The organism is Streptomyces rimosus subsp. rimosus, assembly GCF_000720725.1.
In the GTDB taxonomy this organism is placed as follows: domain Bacteria; phylum Actinomycetota; class Actinomycetes; order Streptomycetales; family Streptomycetaceae; genus Streptomyces; species Streptomyces rimosus_A.
This window is the reverse complement of sequence record NZ_JOCQ01000076.1, coordinates 16,911-36,596: the sequence shown is the minus strand read 5'-3', so window position 1 is coordinate 36,596 and position 19,686 is coordinate 16,911. Positions and strand designations below refer to the sequence as shown.

18 protein-coding genes are annotated in these 19,686 nt (G+C 71.5%); 13 read left to right on the top strand and 5 right to left on the bottom strand.

All coding sequences use genetic code 11. The features are described 5' to 3' along the window. Positions 1-138: 138 nt before the first annotated feature. Entirely contained in the window at positions 139-948 is an 810-nt protein-coding gene (locus IH45_RS0130515) for a tyrosine-protein phosphatase (RefSeq protein WP_030675766.1), read from the bottom strand. Between the two features lie 370 nt (positions 949-1,318). On the opposite strand from IH45_RS0130515, the gene IH45_RS0130510 reads away from it, so the two are divergent. Further along, on the top strand, positions 1,319-2,119 hold the full coding sequence (locus IH45_RS0130510; protein WP_030675764.1) for an SGNH/GDSL hydrolase family protein: 801 nt from the start codon (positions 1,319-1,321) through the stop codon (positions 2,117-2,119). A gap of 62 nt (positions 2,120-2,181) precedes the next feature. Here the strand turns inward: IH45_RS0130510 and IH45_RS01000000144265 are convergent, their stop codons facing one another. Next, complete coding sequence (locus tag IH45_RS01000000144265; RefSeq protein ID WP_234440738.1) at positions 2,182-2,643, bottom strand: ATP-binding protein; 462 nt, start codon at positions 2,641-2,643, stop codon at positions 2,182-2,184. 137 nt (positions 2,644-2,780) lie between these two features. Here IH45_RS01000000144265 and IH45_RS0130500 point away from each other — a divergent pair, with 137 nt between their 5' ends. From IH45_RS0130500 to IH45_RS0130485, 4 genes are all read left to right on the top strand, one after another. Beyond that, on the top strand, positions 2,781-3,647 hold the full coding sequence (locus IH45_RS0130500; protein ID WP_030675760.1) for a helix-turn-helix domain-containing protein: 867 nt from the start codon (positions 2,781-2,783) through the stop codon (positions 3,645-3,647). Positions 3,648-3,650: 3 nt separating this feature from the next. Continuing rightward, positions 3,651-3,938 (top strand): DUF397 domain-containing protein, encoded by a 288-nt coding sequence (locus tag IH45_RS0130495; RefSeq protein ID WP_030675759.1) that lies wholly within the window; start codon positions 3,651-3,653, stop codon positions 3,936-3,938. A 23-nt stretch (positions 3,939-3,961) separates the two neighbouring features. Then, positions 3,962-4,837: an SAM-dependent methyltransferase gene (locus IH45_RS0130490; RefSeq protein ID WP_050515299.1), complete on the top strand. Its 876-nt coding sequence runs from the start codon at positions 3,962-3,964 to the stop codon at positions 4,835-4,837. A 192-nt stretch (positions 4,838-5,029) separates the two neighbouring features. Continuing rightward, positions 5,030-6,469 (top strand): NAD(P)/FAD-dependent oxidoreductase, encoded by a 1,440-nt coding sequence (locus tag IH45_RS0130485; RefSeq protein WP_030675752.1) that lies wholly within the window; start codon positions 5,030-5,032, stop codon positions 6,467-6,469. Between the two features lie 43 nt (positions 6,470-6,512). On the opposite strand, the gene IH45_RS0130480 is transcribed toward IH45_RS0130485, so the two are convergent. Beyond that, entirely contained in the window at positions 6,513-7,436 is a 924-nt protein-coding gene (locus IH45_RS0130480; protein ID WP_030675749.1) for a hypothetical protein, read from the bottom strand. 478 nt (positions 7,437-7,914) lie between these two features. Between IH45_RS0130480 and IH45_RS0130475 the strand changes: the two genes are divergently transcribed. Continuing rightward, positions 7,915-9,114, top strand: coding sequence for an MBL fold metallo-hydrolase (locus tag IH45_RS0130475; RefSeq protein WP_030675747.1), 1,200 nt, complete (start codon positions 7,915-7,917; stop codon positions 9,112-9,114). A 152-nt stretch (positions 9,115-9,266) separates the two neighbouring features. On the opposite strand, the gene IH45_RS0130470 is transcribed toward IH45_RS0130475, so the two are convergent. After that, positions 9,267-9,527 carry a GlsB/YeaQ/YmgE family stress response membrane protein gene (locus IH45_RS0130470; RefSeq protein ID WP_030675745.1) on the bottom strand — a complete coding sequence of 87 codons (261 nt, stop codon included), beginning with the start codon at positions 9,525-9,527 and terminating at the stop codon, positions 9,267-9,269. Positions 9,528-9,749: 222 nt separating this feature from the next. On the opposite strand from IH45_RS0130470, the gene IH45_RS0130465 reads away from it, so the two are divergent. The 7 genes from IH45_RS0130465 to epsC all read left to right on the top strand — a co-directional run bounded on the left by IH45_RS0130465 (position 9,750) and on the right by epsC (position 19,055). After that, complete coding sequence (locus tag IH45_RS0130465; RefSeq protein WP_030675744.1) at positions 9,750-10,766, top strand: helix-turn-helix transcriptional regulator; 1,017 nt, start codon at positions 9,750-9,752, stop codon at positions 10,764-10,766. Positions 10,767-11,176: 410 nt separating this feature from the next. Then, positions 11,177-12,412, top strand: a complete 1,236-nt coding sequence (locus IH45_RS0130460) for a multidrug effflux MFS transporter (protein ID WP_030675742.1) — start codon at positions 11,177-11,179, stop codon at positions 12,410-12,412. Between the two features lie 317 nt (positions 12,413-12,729). Continuing rightward, a complete protein-coding gene (locus IH45_RS0130455) occupies positions 12,730-13,788 on the top strand; it encodes a cytochrome P450 (protein ID WP_234440736.1) in 1,059 nt (352 codons plus the stop codon). A 61-nt stretch (positions 13,789-13,849) separates the two neighbouring features. Then, positions 13,850-15,676 carry an asparagine synthase (glutamine-hydrolyzing) gene (asnB, locus tag IH45_RS0130450; RefSeq protein ID WP_030675738.1) on the top strand — a complete coding sequence of 609 codons (1,827 nt, stop codon included), beginning with the start codon at positions 13,850-13,852 and terminating at the stop codon, positions 15,674-15,676. A gap of 270 nt (positions 15,677-15,946) precedes the next feature. Further along, on the top strand, positions 15,947-16,975 hold the full coding sequence (locus tag IH45_RS0130445; protein ID WP_030675735.1) for a ParB/RepB/Spo0J family partition protein: 1,029 nt from the start codon (positions 15,947-15,949) through the stop codon (positions 16,973-16,975). 382 nt (positions 16,976-17,357) lie between these two features. Beyond that, positions 17,358-18,383, top strand: coding sequence for a PLP-dependent cysteine synthase family protein (locus IH45_RS0130440; RefSeq protein ID WP_050515295.1), 1,026 nt, complete (start codon positions 17,358-17,360; stop codon positions 18,381-18,383). A 123-nt stretch (positions 18,384-18,506) separates the two neighbouring features. Further along, positions 18,507-19,055, top strand: a complete 549-nt coding sequence (gene epsC, locus IH45_RS0130435; protein WP_234440735.1) for a serine O-acetyltransferase EpsC — start codon at positions 18,507-18,509, stop codon at positions 19,053-19,055. Between the two features lie 91 nt (positions 19,056-19,146). Here the strand turns inward: epsC and IH45_RS0130430 are convergent, their stop codons facing one another. Then, positions 19,147-19,590 carry a hypothetical protein gene (locus IH45_RS0130430; protein ID WP_234440734.1) on the bottom strand — a complete coding sequence of 148 codons (444 nt, stop codon included), beginning with the start codon at positions 19,588-19,590 and terminating at the stop codon, positions 19,147-19,149. Between the last annotated feature and the right edge of the window lie 96 nt (positions 19,591-19,686).

The following is a 19,686-nucleotide window of genomic DNA, read 5'->3' as shown; positions in this document are numbered from 1 at the left end:
ATCATGCGCCGCGCGGAAAGGAGGATCCAGATGATGGGGGCATTCATCGTGCCCTTTTGTCGTGTCCTTCGCCGGGCACGGACGTGGGCAGGAAGGCCGGGGGCGGCTCACTTCGGCCGCCCACGCCGGCAGTACCGCTCAGTCCTCCAGCAACTGGAACCGCAGCCGCTCGCGCGTGGCGGGTGACAGCTTCAGGCCCTCGGTCAGGTAGGTCTCCGTCGAGCCCCAGGTCGTTTCGATGGCGTCGAAGGCCGCGGAGAGGTATTCGGCGCGGGCGTCGAAGAGGGGGGCGAGGAGTTCCATGATCTCGGAGGACATGCCGGCCGCCGAGTTGTCGGAGCGGCGCACCTTGTAGCGGCGGTGGGCGGCGTTGGACTCCAGGTAGTCCGCCTCGATGGCCGGGCGCTCGACGCCGACGGCGAGGAGGGCGACGGCGATGGACAGGCCCGCGCGGTCCTTGCCGGCCGCGCAGTGCATGAGGGCGGGGACGCTGTCCTCGGCGAGTGCGTGCAGGACGCGGCTGTGGTCGGCGGTGCGGGTGGTGATGATGTGGCGGTACGTCTCGGCCATCCGGCCGGCCGCCTTGCCCTCGCCCAGCGCCGTACGCAGGTGGCCCAGCTCGCCGTCGCGCACCATGGCCCAGAACTCGGCGCCGTCGGCGGGGTCGGTGAGCGGGATGTTCACGTTCCGTACGCCGGGCAGCGTGACGTCCGGGCCCTCCAGCTTGATGTCGGCGGCGTTGCGGAAGTCGAAGACGGTGTGCAGTCCGAGACCGGCGAGGAAGGCGGCGTCCGCCTCGGTCGCCGCCGCCAGGTGGCCGCTGCGGAACAGCCGCCCCTTGCGCACCCGGCGCCCGTCCACGGTCGGCAGGCCGCCCACGTCACGGAAGTTGCGTACCTCCGCGAGCTCGGAGTCGGTCGACGGGACCTCCGGGGTCTGCTGCGTCACGGGCGCTCCTCGAAATCGGTCGCCGACGCTGCTCGTCGACGAGGCGGGCCACTCCGACGATACGACATGGGTGCAGTCGGTAACCGGGCCGGTGGCGGGGTGTCCGGGGCGCCGGGACGGCCGCGTACCGCCTGTCGCGCCCGCGCTCCGGCCTGCCGTGTCGGCCCGACCTCGGTGATCGGCCGGCCCGCTCTGCCGGGTACGTTCCCCGGCCACCACATCCGCCCCCCGACCGGCCGAAAAACACTGTTTACTCTTGCCATTCCTTATTCCGACTTGAGCAGAATTTGACCAGGTGGCATTAATCACCCCACGTCAACCCCTGGTTACGGTGGCGTAAGTCACTTCCCGGGGTGAAGTATGTCCTGACGTGGCAGACGATTCGAAGAAGATGAGCAGTGGCGCAGACGGCGCCATCGGGTCGTACGCAGCCGTCGGGGACAGTTTCACCGAGGGGGTCGGGGATCCCGGCCGTGACGGGGCGTACATCGGCTGGGCGGACCGGCTGGCGGTTCTCCTGTCGGACCGGCGTGCGGAGGGGGATTTCCGGTACGCCAACCTCGCGGTCCGCGGGCGGCTGCTGGACCAGATCATCGCCGAGCAGGTGCCGCGCGCCAGGGAGCTCGCGCCCGAGCTGGTGACGTTCTGCGCCGGCGGCAACGACATCCTGCGTCCGGGGTCGGACCCGGACGCCGTCGCCGAGCGGTACGAGGCGGCCGTGGCCGACCTGCGGGAGACGGTCGGCACCGTGCTGCTCTGCACGGGGTTCGACACCCGCGGCATCCCGGTCCTGCGGCACCTGCGCGGCAAGATCGCGACGTACACCGCTCACGTACGGGCGATCGCCGACCGTCACGACTGCCCGGTCCTGGACCTGTGGTCGCTGAAGTCCGTACAGGACCGGCGGGCCTGGAGCGACGACCGGCTGCACCTGTCGGCCGACGGGCACACGCGGGTCGCGCTGCGCGCCGCGCAGGTGCTCGGGCTCGACGTGCCGGCCGACCCGGACCAGGCGTGGCCCCCGGAGGCGGAGCGCACCGCCGCCGAGGCGCGCCGGGACAACATCCACTGGGCGCGTGAGCATCTGGTCCCGTGGATCGGCCGCCGTCTGCGCGGCGAGTCCTCCGGTGACCACGTCGAGCCGAAGCGGCCCGATCTGCTCCCTCTGTAGGGCATCCCCCGCCTGCCCCCGCGCACCACGCCGCCGCCCGCATCCCAGTGCGGGCGGCGGTTTCAGTGTGCGGCGGGGGCGCCGTACGGCAGGTCGGCCCAGACGGTGCGGCCGTGGCCGGTGGGGTCGGGGCGCACGCCCCAGCTCTCGGAGAGGGCGCCGACGAGGAACAGGCCCCGGCCGCACTCCTTGTCCACGCTGCCGGGCTGCACGTGCGGCGTGGAGCCGCCGCAGCCCTGGTCGGTGACCTCCACGCGCAGGAACGCGCCGAGGACCGTCAGTTCGCAGCCGACCTTTTCGCTGTCGGTGTGCCGTACGGCGTTCGTGAACAGCTCCGACACCACCAACTCGGCGTCATCACGGACCTGTTCTGCCGCGCCCCACTCGTGCAGCACAGCGAGAACACGTCTGCGCGCCTCCGGTACGGAGGTGCGGCGCGCCGGCAAGTGGAACGCGTCCCGGAGACGCTCGGCGACGAAGCCGCCACAGCGCCCTAACGAAGGAGCGTTGTTGGAGGAAGCCACTCCGCAACTATGTGCGATGTTGCTCACCGATGGCAAGGATCAATGTGTAATTTGCAGAATCGCAAGCGCAGTCTGTTCGGGTCTGCTGACGACATGACACACTGCTGATCACTCATGTTGGTTGGAGGGGATCAGAAGTGGCGGATGCACGGTCGGGTGGCGCTCCGACCGTCCTGCGGGTGGTGCTCGGCAAGCGGCTGCAGGACCTGCGTGAGAAGGCGGGGCTGTCCTACGAGCAGGCGGCCGCCGCCCTCGATGTGACGCACGCCACCGTACGGCGCATGGAGAAGGCCGAGGTCGGCCTGAAGATCCCGTACGTGGAGAAGCTGCTCGCGACCTACGGCGTCACCGACCAGGACGAGATCGACGGCTTCCTGAAGCTGGCCCGCGAGGCCAACCGGCCGGGCTGGTGGCACAACTTCCGGGACGTGCTGCCCGAGTGGTTCAGCGCGTACGTGAGCCTGGAGAGCGAGGCCACCCTCATCCGCGGCTACCAGCCCCACTACGTCCCGGGGCTGTTGCAGACCGAGGAGTACGCCCGCGCCGTGCTGCGCGCGGGCCAGCCGCACGCCCCACGCGAGGAGATCGACCGCTCGGTCGCGCTGCGCATGGAGCGGCAGTCGCTGCTCACCCGCCCGGACGCCCCCATGCTCTGGGTCGTCATGGACGAGACGGTCTTCCGGCGCCCGATCGGCGGCCCCCGGGTGATGCGCGACCAGATCGCGCGGCTGGCCGAGGCCGCGGCCCTGCCCAACGTCCGGCTGCAGATCATCCCGTTCGCGGCCGGACCGCACCCCTCGATGTACGGGCCGTTCAGCATCTTCCGGTTCCCGATCCCGGAGCTGCCCGACATCGCGTACGCCGAGAACCTGGTGGGCGCCGTGTACTTCGACCAGCGCGACGACGTCTCGACCTTTCTGGAGGCACTGGACCGGATGTGCGCGCAAGCCGCGCCGGCACAGACCACCGAGGCCCTTCTGGGCGGCTTTCGCAAGGAGATCTGAACCATGGATCGCATACGCATCTACAACGGCATGCCCGCCACCGACCTGGGCAGCGACGGCTGGCACAAGCCGTGGAGCGGCGGCAACGGCGGCGAGTGCGTGGAGGCGCTGCGGCTCGGGGACGGCCGGGTGGCGCTGCGCCAGTCCACCGACCCGGCCGGCCCGGCCCTGATCTACACCCACCGCGAGATCAAGAGCTTCATCGAGGGCGCGAAGGCGGGCGCGGCCGACTTCCTGCTCACCGCGGCGCCCTGCGGGTGCGGCTGCGGCACCGATCGGAGGACGGCGTGAAGGAAGCGGAATTCTCCCGGGCCGTGGTCGGCTCGTGGGACGAGGACGGCTCGCAGGGGCTCCAGGACGCGGCGGCCTTCACGCCCGAGGAGATCGACACCAGCAGGCCGCACCCGGCCCGGATGTACGACTACTACCTGGACGGCCGGGACAACTACGAGGTCGACCGCCAGGCCGCGCGGCGCGTCATCGAGGTGCACCCGCAGGTGCGGCTGAGCGCCCGCGCCAACCGGGCGTTCCTGCACCGCGCGGTGCGCGAGGTGGTCGCCGGCGGCATCCGGCAGATCATCGACATCGGTACGGGCATCCCGACCTCGCCCAACACCCACGAGGTGGCCCGGGAGACGGCGCCGGACGTCCGGGTCGTCTACGTGGACAACGACCCCATCGTCGCCACCCACGCCGGGGCGCGGCTGACCAACACCGAGGACACCGGGTTCGTCCTGGCCGATGTGCGCGACCCGGAGGCCCTGCTCGGCCACCCGACGGTGCGCGAGCTGATCGACTTCGACCGGCCGGTGGCGCTGCTGCTGGTCGCCGTCCTGCACTTCGTCCGCGACGACGAGGACCCGGCGGGCATCGTCGCCACCCTGGCGCGCGCACTGCCCGCGGGCAGCGTCCTGGTGCTCTCGCACGCCACCGGCGAGCCGTACGAGGCGTACGAGCAGGGCCGTACGGACGAGCAGGCGCGGGACGGCGTCCTGGACGTCTACAAGAACGCCACGGCCACCTTGAACCTGCGTACCAAGGCCGAGGTCGAACCGCTCTTCGGTCCGTTCGACCTGCTGGAACCGGGGGTCGTACGGGTACCGCTGTGGCGGCCGGACGGGCCGCCGCCCGGCCCGCAGGAGCTGAACAACATCATCTTCTACGGCGGGGTGGGCCGGAAGCAGGGCTGAGAGGAACGGCGCCGGGCCGCGACAGCCACGCGGGGGGTTTAGGCCCTCCTTTTCCGGGCGGTGGTTGACACCGCCGCCCGGTGCGCTGAAGGTGAGAAAACTCGGACGGGTGGAAGCGCGGTGGCCGCGCGACCGGTGCCGGTGACAGCCGGAGCGTGCCCGGTCACCCGGGTACGGGACGGGGTGGGGCAGATGCCGGAGGCCGTCGCAGGGGGAGCGGAGCGGCATGCCGTCGTCATCGGCGGCGGGCTCGCCGGGATGCTCGCCGTCACCGCCCTGCTCGGGCACGTGGACGCGGTCACCGTCGTCGAACGCGACCGTTATCCGACCGGCCACGCCTTCCGCAAGGGCGTCCCTCAGGCCCGCCACCTGCACGTCTTCCTCAGCGGCGGCCTGCGCGCGCTGGAAGAACTGCTGCCCGGCACGGGCCGGGCCTTCACCGACGCCGGGGCGCGCCTCCTCTACCCGCCGCGCGACCTGGTCACCCGTACGGTCGTGGGGTGGCAGCACCGCTTCGACGAACGGCGCCACGGATGCCTGTCGGTCACCCGCCCGGTGATCGACGGCGTCGTACGGGACCGCGTACTGCGGGCCGCCGCCGCGTCGGCGACCCGTCTGGAGGTGCTGGAGGCGACCGAGGCCATCGGCCTCACCGGCGACGCGGGACGGGTGACGGGCGTACGGGTACGGGCACGGCGGGGAGGCGGCGGCCGGACCGGCGAAGCGGGCCCGGCCGAGCGGAGCCTCCGCGCGGCGCTCGTCGTCGACGCCTCCGGACGCTCCTCCAAGGCCCCGCAGTGGTACGCGGAACTGGGCCGTCCGGCGCCGCGCCAGCAGACCGTGGACGCCGGAATCGCCTACGCCACCCGCATGTTCCGCCCCACCGGCCCGGCCGGCGCCCCGGACATGGGCATCAACATCCCCGGCTGGCCGGGGTCCCCGCGCGGCGCCGTGTACGTACCCGTCGAGGACGGCACCTGGCTCCTCACCGCCGCGGGCATTCGCGGCCACCACCCGCCCACCGACGACCAGGGCTTCGCCGACTTCACCGCCACGATCGGCGACCCGTACATCCACGGCCTGCTGCCGCACGTCGAACCGGTCTCGCCCATCTACGGCTTCCGCGACACCGCCAACCGCCGCCGGCACTTCGAGCGGTCCGGCGCCGTCCCCGAGGGCTTCGTCGTCCTCGGCGACGCCAACTGCACCTTCAACCCGGTCTACGGGCAGGGCATGTCGGTCGCCGCGCTCGGCGCCCTGGCGCTGCGCCGCACCCTGGACGCCGGCGGCGGCCTGCGCCCGGGGCTCACCAAGGAGGCACAGCGCGCGGTGGCGCGCGCCACCGACGCCGCCTGGACCCTCGCGGTCGGCGCCGACCGGCCGTTCACGAGCGGCCCGGACGCCCGCGCGGGCCTCGGCGAGCGGCTGAGCTCCTGGTACGTACAGCGGCTCGCCCTGCGCGCGGTCACCGACCCCGTCCTCGGCGCCGCCTTCCGCGACGTCCTCTGCCTGACCGCGCCGTCGTTCCGCCTGGTGGCCCCGCGCCTGGTCCTGCGCACCATGCTGCTGCCGCGCCGGCCCGGCCTCAGCGCCCCGCCGACGGCCGTGGTGCCGCTGCGGCGGGCGGCCTGACCGGGCCTGACCGTATCCGGCGGACCCCACGCGCGTACGCGTGTCACTGGCCCCCGCTCGGCAGGAACAGGCTGATCGCGCCGGTGGCCAGCGGCGCCAGGATGCCGAACGCCGGGGCCAGCACCTTCGGCAGCGAGAGATCCAGGCGCAGGAAGGCCACCAGCCGGGCCCGGCGCGCGATCCAGTCCTCGGTCAGCTCGTCCGCCTCCGGGATACGGACCGTCACCTCGACCAGGCGTCCCGCGACCGACCGCCACAGCACCACGACCGGCAGGAAGACCAGCGCGAACATCACGCTGAAGAAAGCCCCGTAGAGCAGTACGGAGGACGCCGGGAAGGTCTTCTCGGGCACGCCGTGGGCGAGCAGGGCGTTACGCAGCGCGCCCGCGTCGACGACCGCGGTCGAGATGATCAGGCTGCCGCCGGTCAGGAAGCGCACCGCGTCCCGCCACGCGCGGTCCAGCTCCCGCAGCGCCCCCGCGGGCGCGAGGACGCCCGGCTCGGTGGGCATCCGCCGGCTCAGCCGCAGCAGCCCGGCCTGTACGTCCCACAGGCCCACCGCACCCGGCGCCGCCGCCAGCATCCCCAGGACGAGCAGCAGCGGAACGCGCCACGCCAGCCCGTCGAGCGGTACGGGCATGGTGCCGGGCGGCGTGAAGAAGCGCAGTACGCCGAAGACCGCGCCCATCAACAAGGCGGCCCCCACCGCCAGTACGGCCACGGCCCAGGGGGCGGGCCGGTCGACCGGGTGCCGCCAGCGCCGGTGCACCGCGTACGCCATCGCGTACGCCACCGCCACGTACAGCGCGATCGAGGCGCCGACCAGCGCGCTCCACAGGTCGAACTCCAGCAGCTTGGTGAAGGCGCGCGCCTCGGGCGACTCGGCGGCCCGGAACCGCCCCACGAGACCGGTGCCGAGTCCGGCGATCACCAGCAGCCCGAGCGTGACCACCAGCGGCACGGCCACCAGCCGCACTCCCGGCCGGAAGAGATGTGGTGCCGCGCGGGCCACGGGCGGGGGGAGTTCGGCGGGTTCGGCCGGTTGGGTGGGTTGGGCCGATAGGGCGGGCCCGGTCGGCCCGGCCGGTTCTGCTGGAGGAGGCTTCCCGCCGCCCGAGGAATCGTCGTGGTCCGGCGGACAGGTCTGGGCCATGACATGAAGGTAGGGCCGTACGGGCCGGCCGCACAGGGGTGATGGACAGGTACGGCCGCATCGTGAGGCGGGAACCGGGGCGCACCGGAAACCACTCCGCCCGTCCCGGAATGCGCCGCCCGGCCGCGTGGTTGGCAACGGTTGGGGAACACGTGACGTGTTCGGGCGTCGCGGCAGCCGCGGCCGGTGCCACGTGCCCGGACGCCGGTGCGCCGGAACCCGTCGCCGCGCCGGTCCGTTCACTGCGCGGCGACCCGTTGACAGCGTTACCGCCCCGAACCATGGAGGTGCCGTGCCCGGCTACCGACCCCGCCGCCAGACCCCGTCCGACCCGCGCGCCGCCGGGCGGTACACCCTGCGCCGACCCGCCGTCTTCGGCGCCTGGCCCACCGGGGAGCGGCTGGCGCGGATACGCCGGTCCCCGCAGTTCGTGGACGGCCAGTTCCGCAATCCCGCACCGACCCGGCAGCTGCTCCCGGGCTCCGCGCTGCCGATGGCCCGTACGCAGTTCGCCCGCGAGGGACGGCTGCGCCGGATGCCGGTCGGCCGGATCCCGGTGCACCGGCCCACCGCGGCGGACTGGGGCGAGCCGCCCGCCTCCGGGCTCCGGCTGACGTGGATGGGGCATTCGAGCGTGCTCGCCGAGATCGACGGGCACCGGGTGCTGTTCGACCCGGTCTGGGGCGAGCGCTGCTCACCGTTCACCTGGGCGGGGCCGAGGCGGCTGCACCCGGTGCCGGTCCCGCTCGGCGGGCTGGACCCGGTCGACGCGGTGGTGATCTCGCACGACCACTACGACCACCTCGACATGCCGACGGTCAAGGCCCTGATCTGTACGGGCACCCGCTTCGTCGTACCGCTCGGCATCGGCGCCGACCTCGAACTGTGGGGCGTCCCCGAGGAACGCATCACCGAACTCGACTGGCACGAATCGGCCGAGGTCGGCGGCCTGACGCTGACCGCGACCCCCGCACAGCACTTCTGCGGTCGCGGGCTGCGCGGCCCGCAGCACACCCTGTGGGCGTCCTGGGTGGTGGCCGGCCCCGCGAACCGGATCTTCCACAGCGGCGACACCGGCTACTTCCCCGGCTTCGCCGAAATCGGCGCGGCACACGGCCCGTTCGACGCGACGATGATCCAGATCGGCGCCTACAGCGAGTTCTGGCCGGACGTGCACATGACCCCCGAAGAGGGGGCCCGGGCCCACCTGGACCTCCAGGGCGGCCGGCCGACCGGCCTGATGCTGCCCATCCACTGGGGCACCTTCAACCTCGCCCCCCACCCCTGGGCCGAACCCGCCGAACGCACCATGTACGCCGCCCGCGCCGCCGGATTCCCCTGCGCCGTTCCGCATCCCGGCCGCCCCTTCGAGCCCGCCGACGAGCCCGTGGTGGAGCCGTGGTGGCGGGCCGTGGCCCTCCCGCCGGTGCACGGCTGGCCGTCCTGGCCCGCCCGAACGCCGGCCGCCGAGGCGTTCGAGGTGGCGGGGTGAGTCGGGAGTGAGAAGGGTGCGACGGGTGTGGGGGACGGGGGCCCGTCGGTAGGCGGTCATGCCGCGCGGGTACGGCCGGAGTCACCGTGCCCGCACCGGAACGGACCGGCCCCGTCGGCGTGATGCCCGCCGGAGCCGGCCCGTACGGCGTGTCAGGCGCGCCGCTTGACCCACAGCGGGGTGATGACGGCGAGCAGGACGGCTGCGATGCCGATCTGGAAGATATGGCGGATCCAGTCGATACCGCCGGTGTCGCGCACGCCGAAGGCGGTGGCGAGCGCGTTGCCGGCGACGGCGCCGACCATGCCGAGAATGATCGTCAGCCACAGGGGGACGGGCTGCCGCCCGGGCACGACCAGCTTGGCCAGCAGCCCGATGACGAGCCCCGCGATGACGGCCCACAGGAACGACACGACGACTCCTTCCGTTGATGGTGCACCCTCGGACACCTGTCCGCGTGCCCCTCGAAGGCTGCTGTACGCACCGCCTCCGCGCCACACCCCGCCGACGCATCCCGGCCCGCGCTGTGGCTCGGGTGCCGTCGGCCACGGATGAGGTTGCCGAGACGGCGGGCGGCCGGGAAGCCCGCTTCTTGAACATGGGCAAAGTACTGAGGGAAGGCTAACCTTGATCTTGTGACCCCGGTTCACCAGATCGCCGGCGCGGCCGGTTCCAGCGCGCTGGACGCGGCGTACGCGGCGTACTTCGCGTCGATCGCCCAGTCCGACGCGTGCCGCGACGGCACCGTACGGCACCGGCTGCGTCCCGAGGTCGGCGACGGCACGATCGAGGTGACGCCGCTGCGGAGCGGATTCCACATCCTGCGGTACGACGTCGCGTTCGCCGGCGGGCACCAGGTCCGGTTCGCCTTCCCGGGCGACCACTTCGAGCTGGAGCACTGCGTCGACGGGCGCATGCACATCACGGAGACCAGCACCGGCGCGGGCGACCTGCGGGCCGACTCGGTGTCGCTGAGCCCCCGGTGCGCCACCGACGGCGTCATCGCGCACGGCGACGGCGAGCGGTACCGGGCCGTGTCGATCACCGGTACCTGGACCGGGCTGGAGTCCCACCTCGGCGGTCTCGGCGCGGGCGCCCTGCCGGCCGTCGGGCCGGACCACGTCGCGCGCGAACGGTATCTGGGCCGGTCCGCCGCGCTGCGCCCGGCGGCCGGGCCGCTGGAGGAGATCTTCCTGCACCGGCGCTCGTCCCCGGGGCGGCTGCTGTTCATGGAGTCGCGGGTCGTGGCGGCGATGGCCGCGCTGATCGACGGGCTCACCGTCACCGCGCCGCCCGCGGACGTCCAGGAATCCCTCGTCCTGGACGACCACGAGGTGGCCGCGCTGCGCCGCGTCCCCGACCTGCTGTGGCGGGCACGCCACGCACCGCCGACGCTGGCCGAGCTGGCCCGCGCGTCGTCGATGTCGGTCCGGCGTCTGGCCACCGGGTTCCGCGCGCTGTACGGGACGTCGGTGATGGAGTACCACCGGCGCCGCTGCCTCGACCGGGCCGCCGCGCTGCTCGTGGAGACCGACTGGCCGGTGGCCCGGATCGGCCACGAGATCGGCTATGCCTCGCCCAGCAATTTCGGGTACGCCTTCCGGCGCGACCGGGGCACCAGTCCGGCACGGTTCAGGCGGGCGCACTCCTGACGATCGGGTAGGCGGACGATCGGGTGGGAGGACGTCCGGCGGCGGGGGAGTGACAGGTTCCCGAGGCGGGTGCGGACCGCGCTTCCGTTACGGATGAGCACCGCGCTCCACATCCGCAGGCTCCGCGCTCCACACCATGGCGATGTCCCGGGGCGGAAGGTATGGCGAGGAGCGTTCGCACCGCCGGCACGTCGGTTCCGGCGGTGCCGCCCTGTGGAGTGCCATCGGCGGCACCGCACTGACCGCTGTCTTCTCGCTGCCAAGTTCCGTATAGGCGCGATGACTTGGCGCGAGCCCGGCAGGTGTCGGCGAGCCGGCTCCGGGCGTGGCCGGATCGTCAGTCGGGGTAGAAGTAAGGTTAGGCTTACCTTACTCTTCAGATATCCCTCAGGCACTTCGGATGGAGACCGATGACTGTCAGCATCGAGTCCGCGCCCGCCCGGACCGGAACGGGGCGACTCATCATCGTCCTCGGCGGGCTCTCAGCGGTTTCGCCGTTCGCCATCGACATGTACGCACCCGGCTTCCCCGAGATCGTCAGCTCGTACGGAACCTCCAAGACGGCCGTCCAGCTCTCCCTGACGGCCTGCCTCATCGGGCTCGCCATCGGCCAGATCGTCCTCGGCCCGGTCAGTGACGCCATGGGGCGCCGACGGTTACTCCTCGCCGGTTCCGGCATGTTCACCGTGTTCTCCCTGGTCTGCGCGGTGGCCCCGACCATCGCCATCTTCGACCTGGCCCGGCTGCTGCAAGGGATCGCCGGCGGCGCGGGGATCGTCATCGGACGGGCGGTCGTCAGCGACCGGTTCTCCGGAACCCACGCGGCGCGCCGGCTCACCACGCTGAGCGTGATCGGCTCGACCGCGCCGGTGCTCGCGCCGGTGATCGGGGGCCTCATCCTCGATATCGGCTCATGGCGCCTGGTGTTCGTGGCGCTGGCCCTGACGGGGCTGCTGCTGTTGCTGGCGATCCGGTCGTGGGTGCCCGAAACGCTGCCCGCCGAGCGGCGCCGGACCGGCGGCCTGCGGGCCGTTCTCGCCGCGATGGGCGGCCTGCTCCGGCGCCGCGAACTGGTCGGCTACCTGCTCGTCATGGGGTGCGGACTGGGCGCCCTGTTCGCGTACATCAGCGGCTCGCCCTTCGTCTTCCAGAACATCTACGGCCTGTCGCCCACCGGCTACAGCCTCGTCTTCGCCGTGAACGCCGTCGGCACCGTGGTGGCCGGCACCGTCTTCGGACGCCTGGCCGGGCGCGTCCGCATCAACAGTCTGCTCGCCGTCGGAGTGGCCGTCAGCGTCGTCTCCCTGGCCGTCCTGGTGGGACTGCTCGCCCTCGGCATCAGCACGTTCCCCACCACCTGGGCCTGCCTGTTCGGCCTGACCACCGGGTTCGGGCTGCTGCTGCCCGCCGCGACGACCATCATCCTCGCGGTCGGCAGCGACGCCCCCGGAGCCGCTTCCGGCCTGCTCGGCGGCGCCCAGTTCGTACTCGGCGCCGCGGCCGCGCCGCTCCCCGGCGTGCTGGGCAACACCACCGCCATGTCGACGGCCGTCGTGGTCCTGGGCTGCGTCCTGATCGCCGCGGTGGCCCTGGTCGCGCTCGCCCGGCCGTGGCAGGGCCACGGCGAGCCGGCGGGCCAGGACTGAGCGCAGCGCGCCGCGTTCCCGGCAATGTGTCCCCCGGCGTAACCGAGAAGGGGAAACCCGTGACCAGTACGGAACATGCCTCGACAGTGACCGAGCAAGGACAAGGACAAGTACAGGTACCCGGACAGGTACAGGTACACGAACAGGTACAGGTACAAGAACAAGTACACGTACAAGTACCGGAAGCCGTAGAGGAACTGGAAATCTCCCGCGGCTGCCCCTACTCACCGAATGCGCAGCACATCGCGTTCCAGCACCACGGGCACCCCGTCAAGGTCACCCTTGCGACCTTGGCGCCGGGTGCGCCGGTCTGGGCGGTGAGCAACCATGCCGACATCCGCACCATGCTCAACGACGCCCGTTTCAGCGCCGACCGGCAGAAGCAGGGATTTCCGTTCCAGGTCGACGGGCAGCCGGGCAACTTCCGCCGGACGATGATTTCCATGGACGGTACGGAGCACCGGGAAGTCCGCCGTTCCGTGACCGGCGAATTCACCCTGAAGCGGATGAAGGCTTTGCAGCCACGGATCCAGCAGATCGTGGACGACTGCATCGATGCGATGCTGGCCGGCCCGCAACCGGCGGACCTGGTCAGCGCGCTCGCCCTCCCCGTTCCCTCGCTGGTGATCTGCGAGCAGCTCGGCGTGCCCTACGAAGGCCACGACTTCTTCCAGAGCCGGTCCCACATGCTGTTGCTGCGTGGCGCCTCGGCCGAGGAGCGGCTGCGCGCACTGGACGAACTCATCGATTTCCTCGGCGACCTCATCAGCGAGAAGGAGACCGAGCCGACCGACGACCTCCTCGGGCGCCAGATCGTGAAACTGCGCGAGGCGGGGACGTACCGGCACCAAGACCTGGCGCGTATGGCCTTTCTGCTGCTGGTCGCCGGACACGAGACCACCGCGAACATGATTTCGCTCGGCACCATGGCCCTGCTCGACCGCCCCGAGGACGCCGACGCCCTGCGCGCGGACCCCGGCAAAATCCCGGCCGCCGTGGAAGAACTCCTGCGGTACTTCACCATCGCCGAGTTCATTCCCACGCGCGTGGCCACCGAGGACGTGGAACTGGGCGGCAGCCTGATCAAAGCGGGCGATGTCCTGGTGGCGCTGTGCAACGTGGCCAACCGTGACCCTGCGGTGTTCCCCGACGGCGACGCGCTGGACCTGCGACGCGGAGCCCGTCACCAACTGGCGTTCGGCTTCGGGGCCCACCAGTGCCTGGGCCAGAATCTCGCCCGTATGGAGCTGGAGATCGTCTACTCGACCCTGCTGCGGCGCATACCGACACTGCGCTCCGCGATACCGACCGGCGAACTGCCGTTCAAGCACGACGCGGATATCTACGGTATCCACGAATTCCCGGTCACCTGGTGACCGGCGCTGCATCCGGCAGCCGGCCGGCCCAACTCCGAACCGAAGAGAGAGTGAGGATGTCATGTGCGGCATAACGGGCTGGGTGGACTTCGAGCGTGATATGAACGGCGCGCGGGACGTGCTGCGGGGCATGGCCGACACGATGGCCTGTCGGGGGCCGGACGCGCAGGGATACTGGACGGGCACCCACATCGGCCTCGGCCACCGGCGCCTCGCGGTGATCGACCTCGAAGGCGGCGTCCAGCCGATGACCGTCGAGCACGACGGGCGCACGCTGGCGGCCGTCACGTACAGCGGCGAGGTGTACAACTACCGCGAACTGCGCGCGGAACTGCGCGCGCTCGGGCACCGGTTCCGCACCGAAAGCGATACCGAGGTCGTTCTGCACGCCTACCTGCAATGGGGCGCGGGCATGGTGGACAAACTGAACGGAATGTTCGCCTTCGGCCTCTGGGACGCGCGCAGTGAGGAACTGGTGCTCGTCCGCGACCGGATCGGCATCAAGCCGCTGTACTACTTCCCGACGGGGCGCGGGCTGTTGTTCGGCTCCGAGGCCAAAGCGATACTCGCCCATCCCGAGGTACGCCCCGTCGTGGACCAGGACGGACTGCGCGAGCTGCTGGCCTGCGTCAAAACCCCGGAGCACGCGATCTTCCACGGCATGTACGAGCTGCGCCCCGGCCACCTGCTCCGCTTCGGCCGCGCGGGACTGCGTACCCAGCGGTACTGGGCACTTGAGGCGCGTGAACACACCGATGACCTGGACACCACCGTACGGACGGTGCGCGAACTGCTCGAAGACATCGTCGAGCGCCAGCTCATCGCCGATGTCCCGCTGTGCACCCTGCTCTCCGGCGGGCTGGATTCCAGCGCGGTGACCGCGCTCGCCGCCCGTTCGCTCGCCGCGCGCGGCGCCGGGCCGGTGCGCTCGTTCTCCGTCGATTTCGCCGGAAACGACCGGGACTTCACCGCCAACGTGGTCCACAGTTCCCCGGACGCCCCCTTCGCCGCGGAAATGGCCGGCCATGTGGCCGCCGACCACACCAATCTGGTGATCTCCCTGGAGGAACTCACCGACCCGCGCACCCGGGCCCTGGTACCGAAGGCGTACGACTCGCCCGCCGCGATGCTCGGTGACGGATACGCCTCGCTCCACCTGCTGTTCCGGGCGATCCGCGCCCGCTCGACGGTGGCCCTGTCCGGAGAGGCGGCCGACGAACTGTTCGGCGGATACGGGTGGTTCCACGCTCCCGAACTGCGCGACGCGAAGACCTTCCCCTGGGTGGCCGCGGGATACGACCTGATCCCCATGCTGTCCGGGCTGATCGACCCGAAACTGATCGCCGACCTCGGCATCGGGGAATACCGCGCCCAGCGCTATCGCGAAGCCCTGGCCGAGGTGCCCGTCCTGCCCGGCGAAGACGCGGGGGAGCGGCGGATCCGGGAGGTGAGCTACCTCAGCGTCACCCGCTTCGTGCCCTTGCTGCTCGACCGGAAGGACCGGATGAGCATGGCCGTCGGCCTCGAAGTACGGGTGCCGTTCTGCGACCACCGGCTCGTCGAATACACCTTCAACGTGCCGTGGTCGATGAAATTCTTCGACGGAAGGGAGAAGAGCCTGCTGCGGGCGGCCACCCGCGACCTTCTTCCGAAAAGCATCGTGGAACGCAAGAAGAGCGCCTACCCGATCAGCCACGACCCGCGCTACGATGCCGCGCTGCGCGCCGAGTTCGAGAAACTGGCCGCCGACTCCAACGCGCCGGTGCACTCCCTCATCGACCACGGCGGCGTCCGGCAGCAGAAGGCGGACGGCTGGCCGTACCGTATCGGGCTGGAATTCATGGTGCAGCTCAACAGCTGGCTGGAGAACCACGAACTGAAGTTCTGACGCGCGGAGAGGCCGGGGCCCGAGACCGGGAACCGGGCCGGTGCGGATTCCCGGAGAGGATCCGCACCGGCCCGTGGCGGCAGCGGCCCGCCACGACGCGCACCGGCTGGCACCCCGCGGCGTCTGACCGCCCTACCCCGGTCAGCATCGACACTGACCATTCTGACCGTGACCTGACCCAGCTGACCGCTGCCCGTCCTTCTGGTGTCCCGGGCGTCCGGCTTTGATGGGTGCACGGGACTGCCGGCCAGGGGGAAGGTGAGCGGTGGGATGACCGTCGAGTCCGTCTTACGGGCCGCACCGGCCGCGTCCGGGCCCGGTGCCGTACGACAAGGCCGGGCTGTCACCGTGCCGATCAGCGCACTGGACGTCTCCTGCCCCCTGCGCAGCGGCGGCCAGAACCCGGAACACGTCAGGACGCTGGCCATGCTGGACGCCTCGCTGCTGCCGCCCATCCTGGTGCACCACCCGACGATGCGCGTGCTCGACGGGGCGCACCGGGTGCAGGCCGAGCTCCTGCGCGGCGGTACGCACATCCGCGTGGAGTTCTTCGAGGGCACGGAGGAGGAGTGCTTCGTCCTGGCGGTCCGGTCGAACGTCGGACACGGCCTTCCGCTGCCACTGGCCGACCGCAAGGCGGCGGCCGCCCGCATCCTGCGCGCCTACCCGCAGTGGTCGGACCGGTCGATCGGCGAGGTGTCCGGCCTGTCCCCGAAGACGGTGGGCGCCGTCCGGCGCCGTTCAGCTGAGGAAAATCCCCGCCTGAACGACGGCGGGGGACGGCTGGGCCGGGACGGCCGCACGTACCCCACCAGCGTCGCCGAAGGGCGGCTCCACGCCGTCAAGCTGATCGGCGAGCGGCCGCACGCGTCGCTGCGGGAGATCGCCAGCCGCGCGGGGATATCCCTGGGCACGGCCCAGGACGTGCGCAAACGCCTGAAGAATGGGCAGGACCCGGTGCCGGGGGCGCGTGGCGGGGTACGGCGGGTGGTTGATTCCGGTGACGTGGAGCCCTGTGCCGACACCGGGAAGCGCGGCACCGGCCCGGAGATACCGCACCCGACGTGGCCCGAGCGGCTACGCCCCCTGAAACAGGACCCCGCATTGCGCTCCACCGACATGGGGCGCGCACTGCTGCGGCTACTCAGTTCCCATGAAATTCCGATGGCCCATTGGCAATCCCTCGTCGACGGGGTTCCGCCGCACCGCGCCGCAGCCGTTGCCGACATGGCGGACCAGTGCGCCCGTATCTGGCAGGAGTTCGCCCGGGAAATGGCCGGACGCGCGTCGGAAGGCTGAGCAGGAAAGCGGTCGTACGCGTACGGGAACGGGGCCGTACGCGTACGGGAAAGCGGTCGTACGCGTACCGGAAAGCGGTCGTACGGGCCGTCCGGCCGCCGCTGCGGGCCGCACCGCACCTCCTCTTGCCACAAGCTGATCCGGCCGCCCTCCAGGAGCCGTGTCAGCCACCGCAATGCGCGAGCACGCCGGGAGCGGCGCACGCAAAAGCGCGCGCTGCTGAACTGCCGTTACGCCCCTGTCGACTTGAACACCCCCATTTCGTTGACACCTCTCCCGGCCTCCCTGAGCATCTACCCGGCCGTGCGTTCGCCCGCACGGTGCCACGGCAGCGCGGAACCGGCCGCGCACGCCGCGAATCGGCGAAGGGATCGTGAGCCCGATGGCGACACAACCGCCTCAGATCGACCTCTCCGTAACCGAGCCGCTGGAGGCGGCGGTCGACGAGACCACCGCGCTGGCCCAGTACCCGGGGCTGCGGGAATTCCGGGCCACGCTGGGCGGTACCCCGCTCGTCGAGGTGCCCGGGCCGCCCGGCGGGGCGAAGATCATGGCCAAGTACGAATTCCGCAACCCGTCCGGCTCCGCCAAGGACCGCCCGGCGTATTCGATGCTCTGCCGCGCCATCAACGCGCACGTGGGCCAGGACCGTCCGCTGAAGGTCGTGGACTGCTCGGGCGGCAACATGGCCCGCGCGCTGACCGGGCTCAACGCGGTCACCGGAATTCCCGTACGGGCCGTGATGCCGGATTCCGTACCGCAGAGCCTGCTGACCCACCTGACCGAACACGGAACCGCCATCGACCTGGTGCCGGCATCCGAATTCCCGCTCGCCATCATGCAGCGCGCCTCGGAGATCGCGGCGGAGGACCCCAGCTGGACGCTGCTGGCCCAGCACCGGAACATGGCGAACGTCGCCGCCCACCAGTTCTTCACCGGCCGGGAGATCGTGGGCCAGCTCGACGGTGTGCGCCCCGGTGCCGTGGTGGGGGCGGTCGGAAGCGGAGGAATGATCGCCGGTGTGGCCCGGGCGCTGCGGGGTATCGCCCCCGGGCTCTGCGTCATCGGCGTGACTCCGGCCGAGCTGCCTTACGGGACGCCCGAACCGCCCAACGCCGAGCCGAAATTCGCCGGGGCCGGCGGATTGACGTACGGCATGCGCCAGCCGTTCGTGGAGAAACTGATCCCGGAATTCGAGAGCGCCCAGGTCTCGCACCGCGAAGCGCTCACGGCGATGTACGACTTCTGGAAGGAGACCGGCACCAGGATCGGTTCGTCGGCCGGCGCGAGCTGGCTGATCGCGCGCGAGAAGGCGAAGAACCTCGGCCCCGACGACACCGTGGTCACGGTTTTCGCGGACGCCGGGTCGAAGGAGGACTGGGAGAAGGCAGAAAGCATGGGGAACTGAGCCATGCTTCAGCCGCAGCCCGACGGGGCACAGCCCGGCCGGACGCAGCCTCCCGACCGGAAAGCGAAAGCGGCCGCCGTCCCATTCGGCGGCCGGCGTACCGGAGCCGGCCCGCTGTCCCGCATGCTGGAAGACATCGAGACGACGCTGGCCCGCGACCCCTCGATCACCTCCCGGGCCGAAGCGGTCTTCCACTCCACGCTGCCCGCGCTGTGGATCCACCGCGTCGCGCACCACCTGTACCGCCGACGGCACCGGATAGCCGCCCGCGTGCTGACCAGCTGCGCGCGGGTGCTGACCGGCATCGAGATCCACCCGGGCGCACGGATCGGCCGCCGGCTGTTCATCGACCACGGCACCGGCGTGGTGATCGGTGAGACCGCGGTCCTGGGCGACGACGTCACCATTTACCAGCAGGTCACACTGGGCGCGGTGGGATGGTGGCGGGACAAGCTGCGGCCGGGCGGCGACCGGCGCCACCCCGAGGTCGGCGACCGGGTCACGCTCGGTGTGAACGCGACCGTCCTCGGCCCGCTGTCCATCGGCGACGACGCCCTCATCGGCGCCCACGCGCTGGTGCTCGGCGACGTGGCGGCGGGGAGCCGCATCATGGGCGAGCCCACCGTCGCCCGCCCCCGGAAGAAGGCGGACCTGCGGACCGACAGCGCCTGAGCCGGTCGCTGCACCGCGGTGGTGGCGCCGGGCGGTGGGCCCGGTGCCGTACCGGCGGGCCCGGTGCCGTACCGGTGGGTGGCCGCCGGCGTCAGTGGGCGAAGGGCGGCTCGAAGCAGCCGGTTTCCAGGTACGGCCCGTTGACGCTCACCTGGTAATTGGTCTTCTGCACGAAAGCGGTGACGCAGGCGTCTTCACGTACGCGCAGGCCGATCCGGGCGCCTTCGGGCGTGACGTAATGGTCGGTGTCGAAGCGCGGTTCCATACCGCGTACCTCAAGCGTCATGTCGTGCGGCGGACCTGTGGCACCGGCCCGCCGCTCCTGGTACCCGAGCCCGAGCACGGCCGCGCGAACACTCTCGGCATCCCACTTCTTCTGCGTCCGGAGGCGTTCGAGAACGGGCTCGATGCGGTCGGCTTCCTTCCGGGCGTCCTTCTCGCTCGCCGGGGACATGGCGCGGGGGCGGCGCCCGGCGTGATTGTCGTTGTAGTGCGGAGCGCCGTCATGGGAACCGGGTTCCACGTAAGGGGGCACGCCGAGGGTGGAATTAGGGCCGGCACTGGTGGCCGGTTTGGGCGCTGCACTCGGTGCGCCGACCACGACACGCTGTTCTCCGCAAGCGGTCAGGGA